The following is a 20,564-nucleotide window of genomic DNA, read 5'->3' on the forward strand; positions in this document are numbered from 1 at the left end:
ACTACCTCATGCGGACCGAGGGACCCGCTTAAGAGTTGGCGGTTTGAGCTGTCTTCTTTGCCTACTTTCTTTGCAGCAGCAAAGAAAGTAGGTGCCGCCCCGCACAGGGGCAACGCTAATAGACCGACAAGAAAGCAAGGAAAGGCCAACACCGCAAAGAACAAAGACAAAAAAAGGCCTCCCCCCGCCCAGGGGCAAAATCAAAACCTCATCATCAACTTCAACACCGCGTTCACGCGTCTCCCGTACGGTGGCGAAATCAACCCGCGCGCATTCAAGCGCGCCTGCATGAGCACGGGCTTCATCTTGGAAAAAGTAACGAACCCCTCGTACCCGTGGTACGCCCCCATCCCACTCGCCCCGACCCCGCCGAACGGCAAACTCTCACATGCCAGATGCATCAGCGTCTCGTTAACTGCCATGCCGCCGGCGATCGTTTCATGCGTGACACGCTCAACCGTCCGCGCATCGTCGGCATAGAGATAAAGCGCCAGCGGCCGCGGCCGCGCATTGATCCACGCGATCGCGTCGTCGAGCGTGTCGTACGGCACGAGCGGCAACAGCGGCCCGAAAATCTCCTCCTGCATCAGCGCGCCTTCGTCCGGCGCGCCAGTCACGGCGATCAGCGGAAAGCGCCGGCTCCCGGCATCGGGCGTCGCGTTGGTCAGCGCATGCAATTGCGCGCCCGCAGCCCGCGCTTCGTCGGCGAGACGTTCGAGCCGCTCGAAGTGCCGCGAAGAAATGATCGACGTGTAATCCGGGTTCTGCGCGAAGTCCGGATACATCCTCGCCATCCGCACGCGCGCCCGTTCGATGAACGCCTGCTCCTTGCCGCGCGGCACCAGCACGTAGTCGGGCGCCACACAGGTCTGCCCCGCGTTCAGGGTCTTGCCGGCGATCAGATTGTCGACCGCGTTGTCGAAACGCGCATGCGCGCCGATCAGCGCCGGCGACTTGCCGCCGAGTTCGAGCGTGACCGGCGTCAGATGCTCGGCCGCCGCGCGCATCACTTCGTGACCGACCTTCGTCGAGCCGGTGAACAGCAGATGATCGAACGGCAGCGCGCTGAACGCGGCCGCGAGCGCCGCATCGCCGTTGACGACCGCGACGTGAGTGCGCGCGAACGTCTGACCGATCAGCAGCTCGAATAGCGCCGAGGTGCGCGGCGTCAGCTCGGACATCTTGATGATCGCGCGATTGCCCGCCGTCAGCGCGCTGATCAACGGCCCGACCGCGAGCAGCACCGGATAATTCCACGGCACGATGATGCCGACCACGCCGAGCGGCTGCGGCACTACCTTCGCGCGCGCCGGCAGCAGCCACTTGTTGATGCGGCGGCGCTGCGCTTTCATCCAGCGCTTGCCGTGACGCAGCGCGGCGTCGATCTCTTCCTTCACGAGCAGGAATTCGGCGAGCAGCACTTCTTCCTTCGCGCGATTGCCGAAGTCCGCGTGCATCGCGTCGGCGAGCGCGTCGCGATTGTCGAGCATCAGCTTGCGCAGCGCACGCAGATGCGTCGCGCGCGTGTCCCATGACGGATAGGGCGCGCGCAGATACGCATGACGTTGATCGCGCAACAGTGCTTCAAGCGCGGCAACGTCCGGCACATCGTTCTTCATGTGAGTCCACTCCCAGATGGATGACCGTGCGCGTCGAGCGCACTTATATTGGTTTGAGGTTGAGTCGGAGTTGCGAGCGGTGCGCTCGGGGTTTGCGTGCCCGCCGCGTTTACGCGGGAAAGGCGCGCTCGACGATCGCCGCGTGATCGAACGTGGCCGGCAGCGTGCCGTACACGCGGCCGCTTTCGCCGCAGCCGTCGGCGAGACGTGTCGCGATGAACGCGTCGGCGACCCCGGCGGGCGCGTGCTGCGCGAGCAGCGTCGCCTGCGCGATCAGCACGATCTGCTGCGCGATACGTCGCGCCGACGCCTCGCGCGGTTCGGCCGGTCCGTTCAGCGTCGCGGCGAGACGCGCGAGTGCCGCGCCCAACGCCGGATGCGCGCGCGCAACGTCCTGCCAGGCGGCGAACAGCGCTTGCGCGGCCTGCGGCTCGCGCTCCATCGCGCGCAGCACGTCGAGGCACATCACGTTGCCCGAGCCTTCCCAGATCGAGTTGACCGGCGCCTCGCGATAGAAGCGCGCCATCGGCCCGGTTTCGACGTAGCCGTTGCCGCCCCAGACTTCCATCGCCTCGCCGGTGAATTCGAGCGCGCGCTTGCAGACCCAGTACTTCGCGGCAGGCGTAACGATGCGCCGCCAGGCGCGTTCGGCCGATGAAGCCGACGACGCGTCGGCGGATTCCTCGAACGCGCGCGCGAGACGCATGAACAGCACCGTAGCCGCTTCGGATTCGAGCGCGAGATCGGCGAGCACGTTGCGCATCAGCGGCTGCTCGGCAAGGTGCCGGCCGAACGCGCTGCGATGCCGCGCATGATGGACCGCCTGCACGAGCGCGGCACGCATCAGCGCGGCGCTGCCGATCACGCAGTCGAGTCGCGTGTAGCTCGCCATTTCGATGATGGTCGGCACGCCGCGTCCTTCGTCGCCGATCATGACACCGTACGCGTCGAGAAATTCGACTTCGCTGCTTGCGTTGGAGCGATTGCCGAGTTTGTCCTTCAGACGCTGGATCTGCACCGCGTTCTTGCTGCCGTCCGGCGCGAAGCGCGGCACGAAAAAGCACGACAGCCCCTCGTGCGTGTCGGTGCGCGCGAGCACCAGATGCGCGTCGCACTGCGGCGCCGAGAAGAACCATTTATGACCGACGAGCCGGTAGGCGCCGCCGCGTCCGCCGGCACCGTCGAACGCATGGGCGCGCGTCCGGTTGCTGCGCACGTCGGAGCCGCCCTGTTTCTCGGTCATGCCCATGCCGATCATCGCCGAGCGCTTTTGCGTGAGCGGCACGTCGCGCGGATCGTGCTCGCGTGTGTACAACTGGTCGCGCAGCGTATCGAACAACGTGGATTCGCGCTGCAACACCGGAATGCTCGCGAATGTCATCGTCAGTGGGCACAGCGAGCCGGATTCGATCTGCGCATGCATGAAGTAGCCGGCGCAGCGCGCAGCCATCGCGCCGCTTCGCGGCTCGGCGAACGGAAGCGCGTGTAGCCCTTCGCGGCGCAGCAGCGCGAGCAGTTCATGCCACGCGGGATGGAACTCGAGCGCGTCGATGCGCTCGCCGCGCGGACTATGCGTGACCAGCTCCGGCGTATGGCGGTTGGCGAGCTCCGCGAGCGCGAGCGTGTCGGGCGTCGTCAGCGTCGCGCCGTGTCGCAGCAGCGCCTCGCGATGCCAGCTCGCGCCGTCGCGATCGACGGCCGCGCTCAAAGCGGCGTCGCTCGCGAACAGGTTGTAGTCCGCGAGCGGCGGTGCCTGATTCGTCACCTCGTGAGTCTGGCCGAAGCCGTGCCGTTCCATCTGCTGTCTCCGTGCTTTCGCTATTGTGCGCCGCTTTGCCGACGGCATCCGTGATGCGCTTCGTCGCATCTGTTCGAGCGCCGCGCGTGATGCCGCATGCCGGAAGGAGGGCGCGCGTCGCGCCATGTTTGGAAGCCGCGCGCGGGCCGTGCGCGCCTTTCATCATAGGGGCGCGTTGCCGCCGGCGTTTAGAGGAATCGTTCTGTCAGGGAGCCGCCGCAGCCCCAATACGCTCCCTACAATGCGCAGAAAACACACGTAGACAAGTGTGCACGAGACAGGGTCCGCGAGCAACGCGGCCCATCGGGAGGAGCGCATGCAATACGACTACATCATCGTCGGTGCGGGCTCGGGCGGCTGCACGCTCGCGAGCCGTCTCGCGGATAGCTGTCCCGACGCGACCATCGCGCTGATCGAGGCCGGTCCGCATACCGGGCGCAATCTGTTGGTGAACATGCCGGTTGGCGTCGCGGCCGTGGTGCCGAATAGACTGAAGACCAACTACGGCTACCTGACCACGCCGCAGCCGGGGCTCGCCGGTCGCCAGGGCTATCAGCCGCGCGGACGCGGTTTCGGCGGATCGAGCGCGATCAACGCGATGATCTACACGCGCGGCCATCCGCTCGATTACGACGAGTGGGCGCGGCTCGGCTGCGACGGTTGGTCGTGGGCCGAGGTGCTGCCGTATTTCCGCCGCGCCGAAGACAACGAGCGCGGCGCCGATGCGTGGCATGGCGAGGCCGGTCCGCTGACCGTGTCCGATCTGCGCTTCAGGAATCCGTTTTCCAGGCGCTTCGTGCAGGCCGCGCTCGAAGCGGGCTACAAAGCGAACGACGACTTCAACGGCGCGGACCAGGAGGGCATCGGCTTCTATCAGGTCACGCAACGTGACGGGCGCCGTTGCAGCGTCGCGCGCGCGTACATCTACGACCGGGCGCGCGCGAACCTGCACACGATGGCCGACGCAACCGTGCTGCGCGTCGTGTTCCACCACAAGCGCGCGAGCGGCGTCGAAATCGTGCGCGGCGGCCGCGCCGAAACGCTCGCGGCGCGCGCCGAGGTCGTGCTCGCCGCTGGCGCGTTCAACTCGCCGCAACTGTTGATGTGCTCGGGCATCGGGCCGCCCGCGCATCTGCGCTCGCTCGGCATCGACGTGCTTCACGATGCGTCCGAGGTCGGCCAGAACCTGATCGATCACATCGATTTCACGATCAACAAGCGCGTGAGGTCGATCGAGCCCACCGGTTTCTCGGTGCGCGGCATCGCGCGGATGCTGCCGCAATTCGTGACCTTCATGCGACACGGGCGCGGCATGCTGACGAGCAACGTCGCCGAGGCGGGCGGTTTTCTGAAGAGCCGGCCGACGCTCGCGCGGCCCGATCTGCAACTGCATTTCTGCGCGGCGATCGTCGACGATCACAACCGCCATATGCACTGGGGCCACGGCTATTCGCTGCATGTATGCGTGCTGCGTCCGCATAGCCGCGGCACCGTGACGCTCGCAAGCGCCGATGCGCGTGTCGCGCCGCTGATCGATCCGCGCTTTCTGAGCGATGCGCGCGATCTCGATCTGCTCGTCGAGGGCGCGAAGATGGCGCGGCGCATTCTCGGCGCGCCGTCGCTCGCGCTGCACGGCGGCGAGGAGTTGTACACGCGGCCAGGGCAATCGGATGCGGAGCTGCGCCAGACCATCGCCAAGCGCGCGGACACGATCTATCACCCGGTCGCGACCTGCCGGATGGGCGGCGACACGCGCTCGGTCGTCGATCCGCAATTGCGCGTGCGCGGCGTGACGGGGTTGAGGATCGTCGATGCGTCGGTCATGCCGACCCTGATCGGCGGCAACACCAATTCGCCGACTGTGATGATCGGCGAACGGGCGGCGGAGTTGATCGCGACGAGCCGGCGAGACGGAGCGGGGAGGTCGGCGACGGTGACGCCCCCGAACCCACGTGACTTGCCGGCGCAGGCGGTTTGATCGCCGTTTGCAAGGAGGTCGGCAAACGCGAGCGGCGTAACGCGGCCGGCCGCCGCCCGTCACTCGCCTGAGGGTGGCAGAGCTCCTTGCGGCGCTGTGATTCCGTTAAAGCCGATCCCCGGTCCGAGTATGAAATCGTCGCTGACGTGTGTCGGCAGCGTTTCGCGCGCGACGTCGAGCCACGCGCGCGCCGCGTGCGACAGATAGCCGTTGCGGCGCCAGCCGATCGCCATCTCCCACGGGATCTCCGGTTCGACGACCGGGCGGCAGGTGAACTGCGCGGGATCGAGCCGCCGGCAATAGGGCGCGGGCAGCAGCGCGATGCCGACGCCGGCCAGCACCAGCGCCGCCATGAAGTCCCAATGCGCGCTGCGCCCGACGATCGCGGGCGCAAATCCCGCCGCGCGACACGCGTTCAACACGACGTCGTTCAGCGCGAGGCTTTCGCCGTAAAACACGAACGGCTCATCGGCGAGTTGGGCGAGCGGCACCTCGCTCAACGCATCCCAGCGCGAGCCGGCGCGCGCGACCAGCCACAACAGCTCGCGCGACATCGGCAGCACGTCGATGTTGTCGGGGTCGACCGGCTGCAGCACACCGCCCAGTTCCAGTTCACCGTTGATCAGCGCGGCCTCGATCGCGCGCGAGCCCTGCTCGAACAGCTTCAGCTCGATCTTCGGATAGCGCTGGCGGAACGCGGCGATCGCGGGGGTGAAGAGCGCACCGCCCATCGGCGGAATGCCGATTGCCAGTTCACCGCGCCCGAGCGTGTCGAGATCGTTCAGCTCGGCCTGCAGTTGCGCGTGCGCGGCGAGCACGTCCTGGCCGCGCTGATAGACGATCCGGCCCACGTCGGTGAGAACCATCTGGCGGCCGTCGCGCAGCAGCAGCGGCGAGCCGATCTCGTCTTCCAGCGACTTGACCATCTTGCTGATGGTCGGCTGCGTGACGAACATCTGCTCAGCGGCGACGGTGAAGCTTTGCTGACGGACCACTTCGACGAAATAGCGCAGCGCGCGGAGTTCCATGAGCGTGGTCTCCAGAATTCCAGTTTGGAATGATTTCGATGATTGTAAGTCATTCTGTTTATAGCGCGGCGGGCCCCATACTGAGTGCTTTCCACGCCAGCCAGGGAATGTCTCATGTCCGCGCCAGTTTTCGCCCGTTCCGTGCGTCCCGCCGGTGGCGGCTCAAGTGGGGACGCGGGTGGCTTCGGCCGTGTCGCACGCATCGCCGTACAAAGCGCCGCGATCGCGGCGCTGTGGATTGGCGCCGATTTCATCGTGCGGCGGCTGCATCTGCCGGTGCCGGGCGGCGTGGTCGGCCTCGTCGTGCTGTTCGCGCTGCTGTTCTGTGGCGGTATCGCGCCGCGCTGGGTCAAGGCCGGCGCGGACTGGCTGCTGTCCGACATGCTGCTGTTCTTCATTCCGGCGGCGGTCGCCGCCGTGCAATACGGCGGCCTGTTCCGCGCGGACGGCTGGCGCCTCGCGCTGGTGGTGATCGCCGGCACCCTGATGGTGATGGTCGCGGTGGCGTTCGCTGTCGATCAGGCCGCGCGCGTCGAACGGCGTTTCGCGCTGCGCCGCGTGCGGGTTGCGCGTAAGGCAGGCAGTCTGTCGCGCGAGCGCCGATGAACCCGCTCCCGTTCGCTTCGCTGTTGGCCGACGACGCCTCGCGCCTGATCGCGGCCGGCTGCCTCGTGCTGACGATCGCGCTGTACTTCGCGTCGAAGGCGCTGTATGCGCGCGTGCGCTCGCCGTGGCTCACGCCGATGCTGACGGTGCCGGCCGCGCTCGTCGCGATCGTCGTACTCGCGCACATTCCGTATTCGCTTTACTTCGAGGACACGCGCTGGCTGATGTGGCTGCTCGGCCCCGCGACGGTCGCGTTCGCCGTGCCGATCTACGAGTACCGCGCACTGTTGAAGCGCCACTGGATCTCGCTGTCCGTCGGCGTGACGGTGGGCATTCTGGTCGGCGTCGGCGGCTCGCTGATGCTCGCGAAGCTGCTGCGCCTGTCGCCGGACTTGCAGCGCAGCCTGATGACGCGTTCGGTGTCGACGCCATTCGCGCTCGCCGTGTCCGACAGGATTCACGCGCCGAAGGACCTGACCGCGCTGTTCGTGATCGCGACCGGCGTCTGCGGCATGCTGTTCGGCGAAATCGTGCTCGCGTTCGTGCCGCTGCGCACGCGGCTCGCGCGCGGCGCGCTGTTCGGTGCGGCCGCGCACGGCGTCGGCACCGCCAAGGCACGCGAGCTCGGCAGCGAGGAGGGCGTAGTGTCCAGCCTGACGATGATGATCGCCGGCGTCGCCATGGTGCTACTCGCGCCGATGCTGGGGCTGCTGCCGATCTGAACCAGCGCGCTGCCGCACCATCCGGCGCACGCCGAAGTCATCTCGATTTGCTACAATCGCCGTTCGTCTTCGAGGAGCGTTGCGACGGGTACCGCGAATCCGCATTCGCCGGCCGCCCGCCAGGCTCGAAGGCTTCAATTGGCAGCATGGGATGCGCATCGCGCGAATCCGAACGCTGCCTCAAACCGCGCTCACGTCACATTTCTAGTCAATTTCTTAGAAAGGAGGGCGTGATGAACGCCGCAGTCATCGATTCCCAGAAGCAGGATTACGTTGTCGCCGACATGTCGCTCGGCGCTTGGGGCCGCAAGGAACTCACGATCGCCGAGACCGAAATGCCCGGCCTCATGCAGACCCGTGATGAGTACAAGGCGCAGCAGCCGCTGAAGGGCGCGCGCGTCGCCGGCTCGCTGCACATGACGATCCAGACCGGCGTGCTGATCGAGACGCTGACCGCGCTCGGCGCGGACGTACGCTGGGCCTCGTGCAACATCTTCTCGACTCAGGACCATGCCGCCGCCGCGATCGCGCAGGCCGGCACGCCGGTGTTCGCGTTCAAGGGCGAATCGCTCGATGAATACTGGGAGTTCTCGCACCGCATTTTCGAATGGCCGAACGGCGAGTTCGCCAACATGATCCTCGACGACGGCGGCGACGCGACGCTGCTGCTGATCCTCGGTTCGAAGGCCGAAAAAGACCGCTCGGTGATCGCCAGGCCGACCAACGAAGAAGAAGTCGCGCTGTACAAGTCGATCGCCGCGCACCTCGAGATCGACCCGACGTGGTACTCGAAGCGCCTCGCGGCAATCAAGGGCGTCACCGAAGAAACCACCACCGGCGTGCACCGTCTGTACCAGATGGAAAAGGAAGGCCGCCTGCCGTTCCCGGCCATCAACGTCAACGACTCGGTCACGAAGTCGAAGTTCGACAATCTGTATGGCTGCCGCGAGTCGCTCGTCGACGGCATCAAGCGCGCGACCGACGTGATGATCGCGGGCAAGATCGCGGTCGTGGCCGGTTACGGCGACGTGGGCAAGGGCTGCGCGCAATCGCTGCGCGGTCTGGGCGCGACCGTGTGGGTCACCGAAATCGATCCGATCTGCGCGCTGCAAGCGGCGATGGAAGGCTACCGCGTCGTGACGATGGAATACGCGGCCGACAAGGCCGACATCTTCGTGACCGCGACCGGCAACTACCACGTGATCAACCACGATCACATGAAGGCGATGCGTCATAACGCGATCGTCTGCAACATCGGCCACTTCGACTCGGAAATCGACGTCGCGTCGACGCGTCAGTACCAGTGGGAAAACATCAAACCGCAAGTCGACCACATCATTTTCCCGGACGGCAAGCGCGTGATCCTGCTGGCCGAAGGCCGCCTCGTGAACCTCGGCTGCGCGACGGGCCACCCGTCGTTCGTGATGTCGAACTCGTTCACGAACCAGACGCTCGCGCAGATCGAACTGTTCACGCAGGGCGCGAAGTACGAAAACAAGGTGTACGTGCTGCCGAAGCATCTCGACGAGAAGGTCGCGCGTCTGCATCTGGCGCGCATCGGCGCGAACCTGACCGTGCTGTCCGACGCGCAGGCCGGCTACATCGGCGTCGACAAGAACGGTCCGTTCAAGCCGAACCACTACCGCTATTAAGCACGCGGCCGTCCGCGGCTCGATGCGCGCGTTCGCGCGCCCGGCCACGCGGGCGGCGGTAATAGCTTGACGGTCCGATCCCGGGGCGGCGCGCAATGCGCCGCTTTGTTCGCCAGCGCGGCTTTTCGTTTGCTGGACATCTTCTTCGCACAGGTGCTTACAAGGAGTTCTACATGACCGTGCTGCTGACCTGGCTCATCAACGCGCTCGCGCTGCTGATCATCACCTACATCGTTCCGTCGATCCATATCCGTAGCTTCGGTACCGCGCTGATCGTCGCGATCGTGCTCGGCCTCATCAATACGCTGCTGCGGCCGCTGCTGATCCTGCTGACGCTGCCCGTCACGATCCTCACGCTCGGACTCTTCATTCTGGTCGTCAATGCGCTGTGCTTCTGGCTGTGCGCGTCGCTGCTGAAGGGCTTCGAGGTGTCGGGCTTCTGGTCGGCGTTCTTCGGCTCGATCCTGTACAGCATCGTGTCGTGGCTACTGTCCGCGCTCATTTTCGGCAACCGCAGTCTCGGTTGACCTTTTTGACTATGAATCCGATCGAACTCTCATTCGAATTCTTCCCGCCGAAAACGCAGGAAGGCATCGACAAACTGCGCGCGACGCGCGCGGAACTCGTGTCGCTCAAACCGAAGTTCGTGTCCGTCACGTTCGGCGCCGGCGGCTCGACCCAGCAAGGCACGCTCGATACCGTCGTCGACATGGCGAAGGAAGGGCTCGAGGCGGCGCCGCATCTGTCGTGCATCGGCTCGTCGAAGGACAGCCTGCGCGCGATCCTCAACGAGTACCGCGCGTACGGCATCCGCCATATCGTCGCGCTGCGCGGCGATCTGCCCTCGGGCATGGGCGCGGTCGGCGAGCTGCGCTATGCGTCGGAGCTCGTCAGCTTCATCCGTGCCGAGTTCGGCGACTGGTTCTGGATCGAGGTGGCGGGTTATCCGGAATACCATCCGCAGTCGCGCTCGCCGCGTCACGATCTCGAAAACTTCGCGCGCAAGGTGAAAGCCGGCGCGAACTCGGCGATCACGCAGTACTTCTTCAACGCGGACGCGTACTTCCGTTTCGTCGACGATGCGCGCCAGCTCGGCGTCGACGTGCCGATCGTGCCCGGCATCATGCCGATCACGAACTTCTCGCAGCTGATGCGCTTCTCCGAAATGTGCGGCGCCGAAGTGCCGCGCTGGATCGCGCGCCGGCTAGAGAGCTTCGGCGACGACCGCGAGTCGATCCGCGCGTTCGGGCTCGACGTGGTGACGGCTCTGTGTCAACGGCTCGTCGACGCGAAAGTGCCGGGTCTGCACTTCTATACGCTGAACGCGGCCGCGTCGACCAAGGCGATCTGCGAACGGCTCGCCGTGTAATTGCGATGCCCGCGCGGCTGCAACGGCCGCGCGGTCCCCGCCAGTCTGGCATGGGTCGCAAATTTGTCCCAAATAGCGTGGTAAGTCCCTGTTGAAGCTCATTTTTGGGCTGTCTATCATCGAAACGCAGCCAACCCGGCTGCTGTGCGGAGGACGATATGACAGTGACAAGAAAGACTGCGGCACACCGGCTGTTCGCGCTTCACCAGTTCTGCCTGCCGGCTCTCGCCGCGCTCGCGGTCGCCACGAGCGGCCTCGCGCCGGCCGCGTCGCAGGCGGCCACGCTGCCCGACAAGACGCTGGTGTTCTGCTCCGAAGGCAGCCCGGCGGGTTTCGATACCGCGCAATACACGACCAGCGTCGAATTCAGCGCCGGCTCGTACACGGTCTATAACCGGCTCGTCGAATTTGCGCACGGCAGCACGGACATCGAGCCAGGACTCGCCGAAAAGTGGGACGTGTCGCCCGACGGCCTCACCTATACGTTCCATCTGCGCCACGGCGTCAAATTCCAGACCACGTCGTACTTCAAGCCGACCCGCGAATTCAACGCGGACGACGTCGTGTTCACCTACGAACGCATGCTCGATCCCGAGAACCCGTTCCGCAAGGCGTATCCAGTCAATTTCCCGTACTTCAACGACCTCGGTCTCGCGAAGAACATCGCCAAAATAGAGAAGGTCGATCCGTACACGGTGCGCTTCACGCTGAAGGAAGTCGACGCGCCGTTCCTGCAGCAGATCGCGATGCCGTTCGCGTCGATCCTGTCGGCTGAATACACGGATCAGCTGCTGAAGGCCGGCAAGGCGTCCGACATCAACCAGTACCCGGTCGGCACCGGTCCGTTCATCTTCCGCAGCTATACGAAGGACGACACGATCCGCTTCGACGGCAATCCCGACTACTGGAAGCCGGGCGTCGCGAAGCTCGGCAAGCTGATCTTCGCGATCACGGTCGATCCGGCCGTGCGCCTGCAAAAGTTGAAGCGCGGCGAATGCCAGGTGATGTCCTATCCGCGCCCGGCCGACATCCCCACCGTGAAGGCCGATGCGTCGCTCGCGATGCCAAGCGAAGTGGGCTTCAACCTCGGCTATATCGCGTACAACACGACCAAAAAGCCGCTCGACAACGTGCTCGTGCGCCGCGCGCTCGACATGTCGGTCAACAAGAAGGCGATCATCGAAGCGGTCTACCAGGGCGCGGGCCAGCTCGCGACGAACCCGATGCCGCCGACGCAATGGGGTTACGACAAGAACCTGAAGGACGCGCCCTACGACGTCGACAAAGCGAAAGCGCTGCTGAAGCAGGCGGGCTACCCCGACGGCTTCGAGCTGACGCTGTGGGCGATGCCGGTACAGCGCCCGTATAACCCGAATGCACGCCTGATGGCCGAAATGCTGCAGGCGGACTGGGCGAAGATCGGCGTCAAGGTCAACATCGCCACGTACGAGTGGGGCGAGTACATTCGCCGCGCGCACGCCGGCGAGCATCAGGCGATGCTAATCGGCTGGACGGGTGACTACGGCGACCCTGACAACTGGCTCGGCGTGTTGCTCGGCTGCGACGCGGTCAACGGCAGCAATTTCTCGAAGTGGTGCTACAAGCCTTACGACGATCTGATCAAACAGGGCCGCAGCACCACCAACATGGCCGATCGCACCAAGGCTTATACGCAGGCGCAGGAGATCTTCAAGGACCAGGTGCCGTTCACGCCGATCGCGCATTCGACCGTCTATCAGCCGATCAGCAAGAACGTGACGGGCTTCAAGATCGATCCGTTCGGGCCGACGCAATTCCTGGAGGTTGGGGTGAAATAAGCGGGCGCGACGCGCTTTTTGCGCCGCATTCGTCGCCGGGCGGCTCGAATGGGCTCGCCCGGCCCGTGACAAAACCGTCGCAAAACGTTTGCACGAAGTGTTTCCTATCGTCGACAGGGGGATTTTGCTCCGCTTGGTAGCCGGCCCAAGCTCAAGTAATATCCCGCTACGCCGGCGCAAGCCGGCCCCGAACCTGGAGGAAACATGAAGCAAAACAATCTGTTGCGCGTCGCGCGTATATCCACGCTCGTCGCTGCCGCAGCGGCATCCCTGCTTGGCGTCACGAGCGCGCAGGCCGCTGGGATCCCGAACAAAACCCTCGTTTACTGCTCGGAAGGCAGCCCCGCGGGTTTCGATCCGGCCCAATACACGACGGGCGTCGACTTCACGGCCAACACGTTCACCGTCTATAACCGCCTCGTCGAGTTCGAACGCGGCGGCACCAAGGTCGAGCCCGGCCTCGCGGAGAAGTGGGACGTGTCGCCCGATGGCAAGACCTACACGTTCCATCTGCGTCATGGCGTGAAGTTCCAGACCACCTCGTTCTTCAAGCCGACGCGCGAATTCAACGCGGACGACGTGGTCTTCTCGTTCCAGCGCATGCTCGACCCGAACCAGCCGTTCCGCAAGGCGTATCCGGTGCAGTTCCCGTACTTCACCGACATGGGCCTCGACAAGCTGATCACGAGCGTCGAGAAAGTCGACCCGTACACGGTCAAGTTCACGCTGAAGGAAGTCAACGCGCCGTTCATCCAGAATCTGGCGATGGAATACGCGTCGATCCTGTCGGCTGAATATGCGGATCAGCTGCTCAAGGCAGGCAAGGCCGCCGACATCAACCAGTACCCGGTCGGCACCGGTCCGTTCATCTTCCGCAGCTACACGAAGGACGCGACGATCCGCTTCGACGGCAACCCGGACTACTGGAAGCCGGGCGCGGTGAAGATCTCGAAGCTGATCTTCTCGATCACGCCGGATGCCGGCGTGCGCGTGCAGAAGATCAAGCGCGACGAATGCCAGGTGATGAGCTATCCGCGCCCGGCCGACATCGCGCCGCTGAAGGCCGAGCCGAACATCGACATGCCGTCGCAGCCGGGCTTCAACCTCGGCTATCTCGCGTACAACGTGACGCACAAGCCGGTCGACAAGCTCGAAGTGCGTCAGGCGCTCGACATGGCGATCAACAAGAAGGCGATCATCGACTCGGTCTACCAGGGCGCGGGCCAGTTGGCCACGAACCCGATGCCGCCGACGCAATGGTCGTTCGTCAAGAACCTGCCGGCCGCCTCGTACGATCCGGCCAAGGCGAAGGATCTGCTCGCGAAGGCGGGCTACCCGAACGGCTTCGACCTCACGCTGTGGGCGATGCCGGTGCAGCGCGCGTACAACCCGAACGCGCGTCTGATGGCGGAAATGATCCAGGCGGACTGGGCGAAGATCGGCGTGAAGGCGAAGATCGTCACGTACGAATGGGGTGAGTACATCAAGCGCGCGCACGCGGGCGAAGACGACACGATGCTGATCGGCTGGACCGGCGACAACGGCGATCCGGACAACTGGCTCGGCACGCTGCTCGGCTGCGAGGCGATCAACGGCAACAACTTCTCGAAGTGGTGCTACAAGCCGTTCGACGATCTGATCCAGAAGGGTCGCACGACTTCGGACGTGGCGACGCGCACGAAGATCTACGGCGACGCGCAGCATATTTTCGCGCAGCAACTGCCGTTCTCGCCGATCGCGCACTCGACCGTCTATCAGCCGGTCAGCAAGAAGGTGGTCGACATGCGCATCGAACCGCTCGGCTACGCGCGCTTCGACGGCGTCAGCGTCAAGTAATCGTAAAGTTAGCGCAGTACGCCGCAATACAGTACGCCGCAACACAGTACACTTTTCGCACGGTTAGAAAACTGGTCGAAATGGTCCGGCGACCGGGGTCACGAGCCCTCGTCGCCGGTTGCGTTTTTTCATCACCAGTACCATGGGAGCGAACCATGTTCCGCTTCGTTTTGCGCCGCATCGGCATGGTGATACCGACGTTCATCGGCATCACGATCCTCGCGTTCGCGCTGATTCACCTGATCCCGGGCGACCCCATCGAAGTGATGATGGGCGAGCGCGGCGTCGATCCGGCCATGCATGCGGCCGCGATGCACCGCCTCGGGCTCGACGAGCCCTTGCCAATGCAGTACTTCCACTACATCGTCCGTGCCGTGCACGGCGACCTCGGCACGTCGATCATCACCAACACGAGCGTGATGGGCGAATTTCTCGCGCGCTTTCCCGCCACCGTCGAACTGTCGTTCTGCGCGATGCTGTTCGCGCTGATCGTCGGCCTGCCGGCGGGCGTGTTCGCGGCGCTGAGGCGCGGCACGGTGATCGATCACGGCGTGATGGGCACCGCCCTGACCGGCTACTCGATGCCGATCTTCTGGTGGGGCTTGATCCTCATCATGGTGTTCTCGGTCAAGTTCGGCTTGACGCCGGTGTCGGGCCGCATCGCGGTCGAATACGACATTCCGCACGTGACCGGCTTCATGCTGATCGACTCGCTGATGTCCACCGACGAAGGCGCGTTCAAATCCGCACTCAGTCACCTGATCCTGCCCGCAATCGTGCTCGGCACGATTCCGCTCGCGGTCGTCGCGCGCATGACGCGCTCGTCGATGCTCGAAGTGCTGCGCGAGGACTACATCCGCACCGCGCGCGCGAAGGGGCTGTCGCCGGGACGCGTGATCGTCGTGCATGCGCTGCGCAATGCGCTGATTCCGGTCGTCACCGTGATCGGCCTGCAGGTCGGCACACTGCTTGCGGGCGCGGTGCTGACCGAAACGCTGTTTTCATGGCCGGGCATCGGCAAGTGGCTGATCGACGCGATCGGCCGGCGCGATTATCCGGTCGTGCAGGGCGGTATCCTGTTGATCGCCACGCTGGTGATCGTCGTGAACCTCGTCGTCGATCTGCTGTACGGCGTGCTCAACCCGCGCATTCGCCATACGAGGTAAATCACGATGGCTGACATTCAAAACACCGTCCCCCAGGCGGTTACCCCGCCGAGCGGCCGCGGCATCGCGGCACGCGAATTCTGGGCGAACTTCTCGCGCAACCGCGGTGCGGTCGGCGCGGGCATCATCGTGCTGGTGCTGGTCTTCATCGCGATCTTCGCGCCGCTGATCGCGCCGCACAGCCCGATCGAGCAATACCGCGACTCCGTGAAGATCCCGCCGGCGTGGCTCGACGGCGGCAACTGGAAGTTCATTCTCGGCACCGACGAAGCGGGCCGCGACATCCTTTCGCGTCTGATGTACGGCGCGCGGCTGTCGTTCTGGATCGGCTTCGTCTCGGTGGTCCTCGCGCTGATTCCGGGCGTCGTGCTCGGCCTCGTCGCCGCGTTCTTCGAGAAATGGGCCGACACGCCGATCATGCGCATCATGGACGTGCTGCTCGCGCTGCCGTCGCTGCTGCTCGCGGTCGCGGTGGTCGCGATCATCGGTCCGGGTCTCGTCAACACGATGCTCGCGATCGCGATCGTCGCGCTGCCGGGCTATGTGCGTCTGACGCGCGCGTCTGCCCAGGGCGAGTTGCAGAAGGAGTATGTGACCGCTTCACGCGTCGCGGGTGCGAGCACGTTGCGGCTGATGTTCTCGCAGGTGCTGCCGAACTGCACCGCGCCGCTGATCGTGCAGGCAACCCTTGGCTTTTCGTCGGCGATTCTCGATGCCGCCGCGCTCGGCTTCCTCGGCCTCGGCGTGCAGCCGCCGTCGGCGGAGTGGGGCGCGATGCTCGCGTCGGCGCGCGATTACATCGACAGCGCATGGTGGATCGTCACGATGCCCGGCCTGTCCATCCTGATCTCGGTGCTTGCGATCAACCTGCTCGGCGACGGGCTGCGTGACGCGCTCGACCCCAAACTGAAACGGATGGCCTGACCATGAGCAACTTACTGACCATCCGCAATCTCGCGGTCAACTTCGGTGGCCTGCCCGCGGTCGACCGCATCAATCTCGACGTCGCGCCGGGCGAAGTGGTCGGCGTGGTCGGCGAATCGGGCTCGGGCAAGAGCGTGACGATGATGGCGCTGATGGGCCTGATCGACGCGCCCGGCAAGGTCTCCGCCGACGAAATCACGTTCGACGGCAAGAACCTGCTGAAGGCTTCCGCGAGGGAACGCCGCAAGATCATCGGCAAGGACATCGCGATGGTGTTCCAGGACGCGCTGACGAGCCTGAACCCGAGCTACACGGTCGGCTATCAGATCAAGGAAGTGCTGAAGCTGCACGAGGGCCTGCGCGGCAGCGCGCTAGACAAACGCGCGCTCGAACTGCTCGATCAGGTCGGCATTCCGGACGCGAAGAACCGTATCGGCTCGTTTCCGCATCAGATGTCGGGCGGCATGAACCAGCGCGTGATGATCGCGATGGCGATCGCCTGCAACCCGAAGCTGCTGATCGCCGACGAGCCGACCACCGCGCTCGACGTGACGATCCAGGCGCAGATCATGGAATTGCTGATGCGCCTGCAGAAGGAACGCGGCATGGCGCTCGTGCTGATTTCGCACGATCTGGCCGTGGTGTCCGAGGTCGCGCAGCGCGTCGCCGTGATGTATGCGGGCGAGGTGATCGAGACGAACAAGGTGCCGGACATCTTCGCCGCGCCTCATCATCCGTACACGGAAGCGCTGTTGGCCGCGATTCCCGAGCACAACGTCGGCGCGGTGCGACTCGCGGCGCTGCCGGGCATGGTGCCGGGCCGCGACGACCGGCCCAAGGGGTGTCTGTTCGCGCCGCGCTGCAAGTACGTGGTCGACGACTGCATGAAGGCACGCCCCGCGCTCGCGCCGCTGCCCGCGCACGCCGAGCTCACGCGCGTGCGTTGCATCAAGCCGCTGAACCTCGAGAAGGACGCCAACGTTCACACGCAAGGAGGCGCCCGATGAGCGCAGTACCCGAAACCCGTCGCCAGTCCGATCGTACTGGCGATCACGTGCTCGTCGCCGACCAGCTCGCGCGCTACTACACGGTCAAGCGCGGCATGTTCGCGCACGGCACGGTGAAGGCGCTGAACGGCGTGTCGTTCGCGCTCGACCGCGGCAAGACGCTGGCGGTAGTCGGCGAGTCCGGCTGCGGCAAGTCGACGCTCGCGCGTCAGCTGACGATGATCGAAACGCCGAGCGCGGGTCGCCTGCTGATCGACGGCGAGGACGTGGCCGGCGCGAATCACGAGAAGATCGCGGCGCTCAGGCGCCGCGTGCAGATGGTGTTCCAGAACCCGTTTGCGTCGCTCAATCCGCGCAAGACCGTCGAGCAGACGCTCGGCGAACCGCTCGCGATCAACACGCAGATGAGCGCGACCGAGCGCGCCGAGCGCATCGCGCAGATGATGCGCACGGTCGGCCTGCGGCCCGAGCACGCGAAGCGCTATCCGCACATGTTCTCCGGCGGCCAGCGTCAACGTGTCGCGATCGCGCGCGCGATGATCCTCGATCCGCAGATCGTGGTCGCCGACGAACCGGTCTCGGCGCTTGACGTCTCGATCCAGGCGCAGATCCTGAACCTGTTCATGGACCTGCAGGACGAGTTCAAGACGAGCTACGTGTTCATCTCGCACAACCTGTCGGTGGTCGAGCATATCGCCGACGACGTGATGGTCATGTACTTCGGCGGCGTCGCTGAACTCGGCGACAAGCAGCGCATCTTCTCGAAGCCGCGCCATCCGTACACGCGCGCGCTGATGTCGGCGACCCCGTCGATCTTCGAGGCCGACCGCACGATCAAGATCAAGCTGCAAGGCGAAATGCCGTCGCCGCTGAATCCGCCGTCGGGCTGCACGTTCCATCAGCGCTGCCCGTACGTGATCGACCGCTGCCGCAGCGAGGAGCCGAAGCTGCGAGAAGTGGATGGCCGCCTGGTCTCCTGTCACCGCGCTGAAGAGGTGGGGGACGTGGATGCCTGATGTGGTGGCGGCGCGTCGTCTTGCGCGCCGCTTGTGTGAGGGCGGCTGGATAGCCGCCTTCGCGCGGCGCCGCGGGGCGCGTGCGCTGGGAGGCGCCGCGCCCTGTGGCGCATTTGCTGGAAGGTTCGCCGGCAAGTTTTTTCGCACGTTTCTCTGCGCGTTCGTTCATGCGCTCGCGCGCGCCTTTTTCTCCGTATTTCTTCCCGCGTCGCTGTCCGCTTTATTTCGCGTAGGCTGCGCGCTGTCGGTCGGCGCGGCCGTACCCTGCATCGCTCACGCGGCCGGCGCGGCGGCCAGGGCGCCAGCCCAGGCGGCCCGTCCTGCCGTCACGGTGCCAAGCCCGCCACCGCCGTCAATTGCGCCGCCCCCGGTCCCCGGCACCACGGCGAGCGGCCCGGTGCGCCAGCAACCGGCGCGCATGCCGTTCTATGTCGCGACGCGCGGCAGTACGACGATCTACGTGCTCGGCACGCTGCACGTCGGCGATCCCGCCGACTATCCGGCGGGGCAGCCGTTCCGCGCGCCGATCCTCGCGGCGCTCGCCGCGTCGCCGACGCTCGCGCTCGAACTGTCGCCCGACGAGCTGCTGGTGTCGCAGGACGACGTGTCGAAGTACGGCGTGTGCAAGCACGACTGCCTGCCGGGTCTGCTGCCCGAGCCGCTGTGGCACAAGCTCGCGTTGCGGCTGCGCGGCAACCCGGCCGCGCTCGATGCGATCAAAAAGATGCGGCCGTGGCTCGCGTCGCTGGTGGTCGAGACCTACGACTCGCTGTCCGCGGGTCTGCAAACGGAATACGGCACCGAAGCGCAATTGCAGAACGTCTATCTGAAGACGCGCGGCAAGATCGTCGGACTCGAAACGCTCGCGCAACAGATGCGCGCGTTCACCGGACTGTCGGCCGCGCAGCAGCGGGAGATGCTCGCGCAGGATCTGGTGCAGACGCCCGCGCAGAACGTCGAGGACGTGCGCACGCTGCACCGGCTGTGGCGGGTCGGCGATGCCGATGCGATCGCCGCGTGGCAGGCTGCCAAATCGGAGAAGCTCGCGCGCGACCCGCGCGTCTCCAATTTGATCGACAACCGGATCGTCTACGAGCGCAATCGCCGCTTCGTCGCGAGAATGTTGCAGCTCGCCGCGCCGAACAAGCCGCTGTTCGTCGCGATCGGCGCGCTGCATCTGGGTGGGCCGAAGGGCGTGCTGCAGCTGTTGCGGCAGCACGGCTTCGTGGTTGAGGCGGGTTGAGTCGGTTCGAGACTGCGGCCGTAGCGGCGGGATCGATCAGAAGGCAACTGCAGACCACCGTATAGCGCGATCGCGTGCTGAGCCAGGCCATCGCGATCAGCGCCGTGAATCTCTGGCGCATTTCTCGGAGGCGTCCGAGTCGTGTTGCATCCTATGCCTGTTAGCTTCGTCAGAACTTTTTTTCGCAAGCGACTAACAGGAAGGAGATCCCATTGGCGGACACGCACCGCGCGGAATGGTTTGCTCTTTACCACATCGACCAACACATTGATGATTGGACGTTCGTAGACGGTGTGCGACGCGGTAGCTTTCGGTTGCAACCGGTAGGACGATTCGGAGAAAGCGACGGTTGCATTACGCTTTCGTCCCGCGAGGAGTTCAAGGCGCTGCGGTCATACCTGAAAGCACAGCCGCCCGCGTTCATTCCCGGAACGATGACCAGATACTACGGCACGATCAACGTGAAATGAAAAAGGTGCTGATTTGTATTGCGCTCGCACTGGCGCTGACGCTTCCCATCGCAGTGGGAATTGCCCGCATGCCGAGTATTGATGAATGGTTTGCGAGCGGCGCGGGCTCCGAGTTTTTTGCTCCGCTTTTCAAGGTGCTGGATTCGGTTGGCGGAGAAAACGACACGGACATCATCGTCGCAACGTTGCTCGTTGTCAGTTTTCTGGTCTCCTTGATATTGGCCGTCGCTCTATTAGCGATCGTTAGTCATTTGCGTCGGCCGCGCCACCGTTGATTGGACAGCAGCCGCTTTCGGACGACGAGGTACTGCGT

At 65.0% G+C, this 20,564-nt stretch carries 18 protein-coding genes and 1 riboswitch; of the genes, 15 read left to right on the plus strand and 3 right to left on the minus strand.

Going from position 1 to position 20,564, the window contains the following annotated elements:
- Positions 1 to 200: 200 nt before the first annotated feature.
- Entirely contained in the window at positions 201 to 1,619 is a 1,419-nt protein-coding gene (locus tag F6X39_RS26195) for a coniferyl aldehyde dehydrogenase (RefSeq protein WP_187618731.1), read from the minus strand.
- 109 nt (positions 1,620 to 1,728) lie between these two features.
- The gene (locus tag F6X39_RS26200) at positions 1,729 to 3,417 is read right to left on the minus strand and encodes an isovaleryl-CoA dehydrogenase (protein ID WP_187612730.1); all 1,689 of its coding nucleotides are present in this window, start codon (positions 3,415 to 3,417) and stop codon (positions 1,729 to 1,731) included.
- 316 nt (positions 3,418 to 3,733) lie between these two features.
- Between F6X39_RS26200 and F6X39_RS26205 the strand changes: the two genes are divergently transcribed.
- Positions 3,734 to 5,395, plus strand: coding sequence for a GMC family oxidoreductase (locus F6X39_RS26205; protein WP_187618732.1), 1,662 nt, complete (start codon positions 3,734 to 3,736; stop codon positions 5,393 to 5,395).
- 59 nt (positions 5,396 to 5,454) lie between these two features.
- Here F6X39_RS26205 and F6X39_RS26210 read toward each other — a convergent pair whose 3' ends face one another.
- The gene (locus F6X39_RS26210; RefSeq protein ID WP_187618733.1) at positions 5,455 to 6,423 is read right to left on the minus strand and encodes a LysR family transcriptional regulator; all 969 of its coding nucleotides are present in this window, start codon (positions 6,421 to 6,423) and stop codon (positions 5,455 to 5,457) included.
- 114 nt (positions 6,424 to 6,537) lie between these two features.
- Here F6X39_RS26210 and F6X39_RS26215 point away from each other — a divergent pair, with 114 nt between their 5' ends.
- From F6X39_RS26215 to F6X39_RS26280, 14 genes are all read left to right on the plus strand, one after another.
- Positions 6,538 to 7,029, plus strand: coding sequence for a CidA/LrgA family protein (locus F6X39_RS26215; protein WP_187618734.1), 492 nt, complete (start codon positions 6,538 to 6,540; stop codon positions 7,027 to 7,029).
- Positions 7,026 to 7,751, plus strand: a complete 726-nt coding sequence (locus F6X39_RS26220; protein WP_187618735.1) for an LrgB family protein — start codon at positions 7,026 to 7,028, stop codon at positions 7,749 to 7,751. The genes F6X39_RS26215 and F6X39_RS26220 overlap by 4 nt, the downstream gene beginning before the upstream one ends.
- 65 nt (positions 7,752 to 7,816) lie before the next feature.
- Positions 7,817 to 7,951: riboswitch (S-adenosyl-L-homocysteine riboswitch) on the plus strand.
- Between the two features lie 33 nt (positions 7,952 to 7,984).
- The gene (ahcY, locus tag F6X39_RS26225; protein ID WP_187618736.1) at positions 7,985 to 9,403 is read left to right on the plus strand and encodes an adenosylhomocysteinase; all 1,419 of its coding nucleotides are present in this window, start codon (positions 7,985 to 7,987) and stop codon (positions 9,401 to 9,403) included.
- Between the two features lie 173 nt (positions 9,404 to 9,576).
- On the plus strand, positions 9,577 to 9,930 hold the full coding sequence (locus F6X39_RS26230) for a phage holin family protein (RefSeq protein WP_090805530.1): 354 nt from the start codon (positions 9,577 to 9,579) through the stop codon (positions 9,928 to 9,930).
- An 11-nt stretch (positions 9,931 to 9,941) separates the two neighbouring features.
- Positions 9,942 to 10,772 carry a methylenetetrahydrofolate reductase [NAD(P)H] gene (gene metF, locus F6X39_RS26235; RefSeq protein ID WP_176078847.1) on the plus strand — a complete coding sequence of 277 codons (831 nt, stop codon included), beginning with the start codon at positions 9,942 to 9,944 and terminating at the stop codon, positions 10,770 to 10,772.
- A 158-nt stretch (positions 10,773 to 10,930) separates the two neighbouring features.
- Positions 10,931 to 12,589, plus strand: coding sequence for an ABC transporter substrate-binding protein (locus F6X39_RS26240; RefSeq protein WP_262414825.1), 1,659 nt, complete (start codon positions 10,931 to 10,933; stop codon positions 12,587 to 12,589).
- A 204-nt stretch (positions 12,590 to 12,793) separates the two neighbouring features.
- Positions 12,794 to 14,425, plus strand: a complete 1,632-nt coding sequence (locus tag F6X39_RS26245) for an ABC transporter substrate-binding protein (protein WP_187618737.1) — start codon at positions 12,794 to 12,796, stop codon at positions 14,423 to 14,425.
- A gap of 155 nt (positions 14,426 to 14,580) precedes the next feature.
- A complete protein-coding gene (locus F6X39_RS26250; protein ID WP_187618738.1) occupies positions 14,581 to 15,591 on the plus strand; it encodes an ABC transporter permease subunit in 1,011 nt (336 codons plus the stop codon).
- A 6-nt stretch (positions 15,592 to 15,597) separates the two neighbouring features.
- Entirely contained in the window at positions 15,598 to 16,515 is a 918-nt protein-coding gene (locus F6X39_RS26255) for an ABC transporter permease subunit (RefSeq protein ID WP_090802566.1), read from the plus strand.
- 2 nt (positions 16,516 to 16,517) lie between these two features.
- Complete coding sequence (locus F6X39_RS26260; RefSeq protein ID WP_184034804.1) at positions 16,518 to 17,522, plus strand: ABC transporter ATP-binding protein; 1,005 nt, start codon at positions 16,518 to 16,520, stop codon at positions 17,520 to 17,522.
- Positions 17,519 to 18,538 carry a peptide ABC transporter ATP-binding protein gene (locus F6X39_RS26265; protein WP_090802569.1) on the plus strand — a complete coding sequence of 340 codons (1,020 nt, stop codon included), beginning with the start codon at positions 17,519 to 17,521 and terminating at the stop codon, positions 18,536 to 18,538. Before F6X39_RS26260 ends, F6X39_RS26265 begins: the two co-directional genes overlap by 4 nt.
- The gene (locus F6X39_RS26270) at positions 18,531 to 19,781 is read left to right on the plus strand and encodes a TraB/GumN family protein (RefSeq protein WP_187618765.1); all 1,251 of its coding nucleotides are present in this window, start codon (positions 18,531 to 18,533) and stop codon (positions 19,779 to 19,781) included. Before F6X39_RS26265 ends, F6X39_RS26270 begins: the two co-directional genes overlap by 8 nt.
- Before the next feature lie 212 nt (positions 19,782 to 19,993).
- Positions 19,994 to 20,251 (plus strand): tlde1 domain-containing protein, encoded by a 258-nt coding sequence (locus F6X39_RS26275; protein WP_222945326.1) that lies wholly within the window; start codon positions 19,994 to 19,996, stop codon positions 20,249 to 20,251.
- Entirely contained in the window at positions 20,248 to 20,526 is a 279-nt protein-coding gene (locus tag F6X39_RS26280; RefSeq protein ID WP_187618739.1) for a hypothetical protein, read from the plus strand. The genes F6X39_RS26275 and F6X39_RS26280 overlap by 4 nt, the downstream gene beginning before the upstream one ends.
- Positions 20,527 to 20,564 lie beyond the last annotated feature (38 nt).

Origin of the sequence: Paraburkholderia sp. UCT2 (genome assembly GCF_014397665.1) — a bacterium.
In the GTDB taxonomy this organism is placed as follows: domain Bacteria; phylum Pseudomonadota; class Gammaproteobacteria; order Burkholderiales; family Burkholderiaceae; genus Paraburkholderia; species Paraburkholderia tuberum.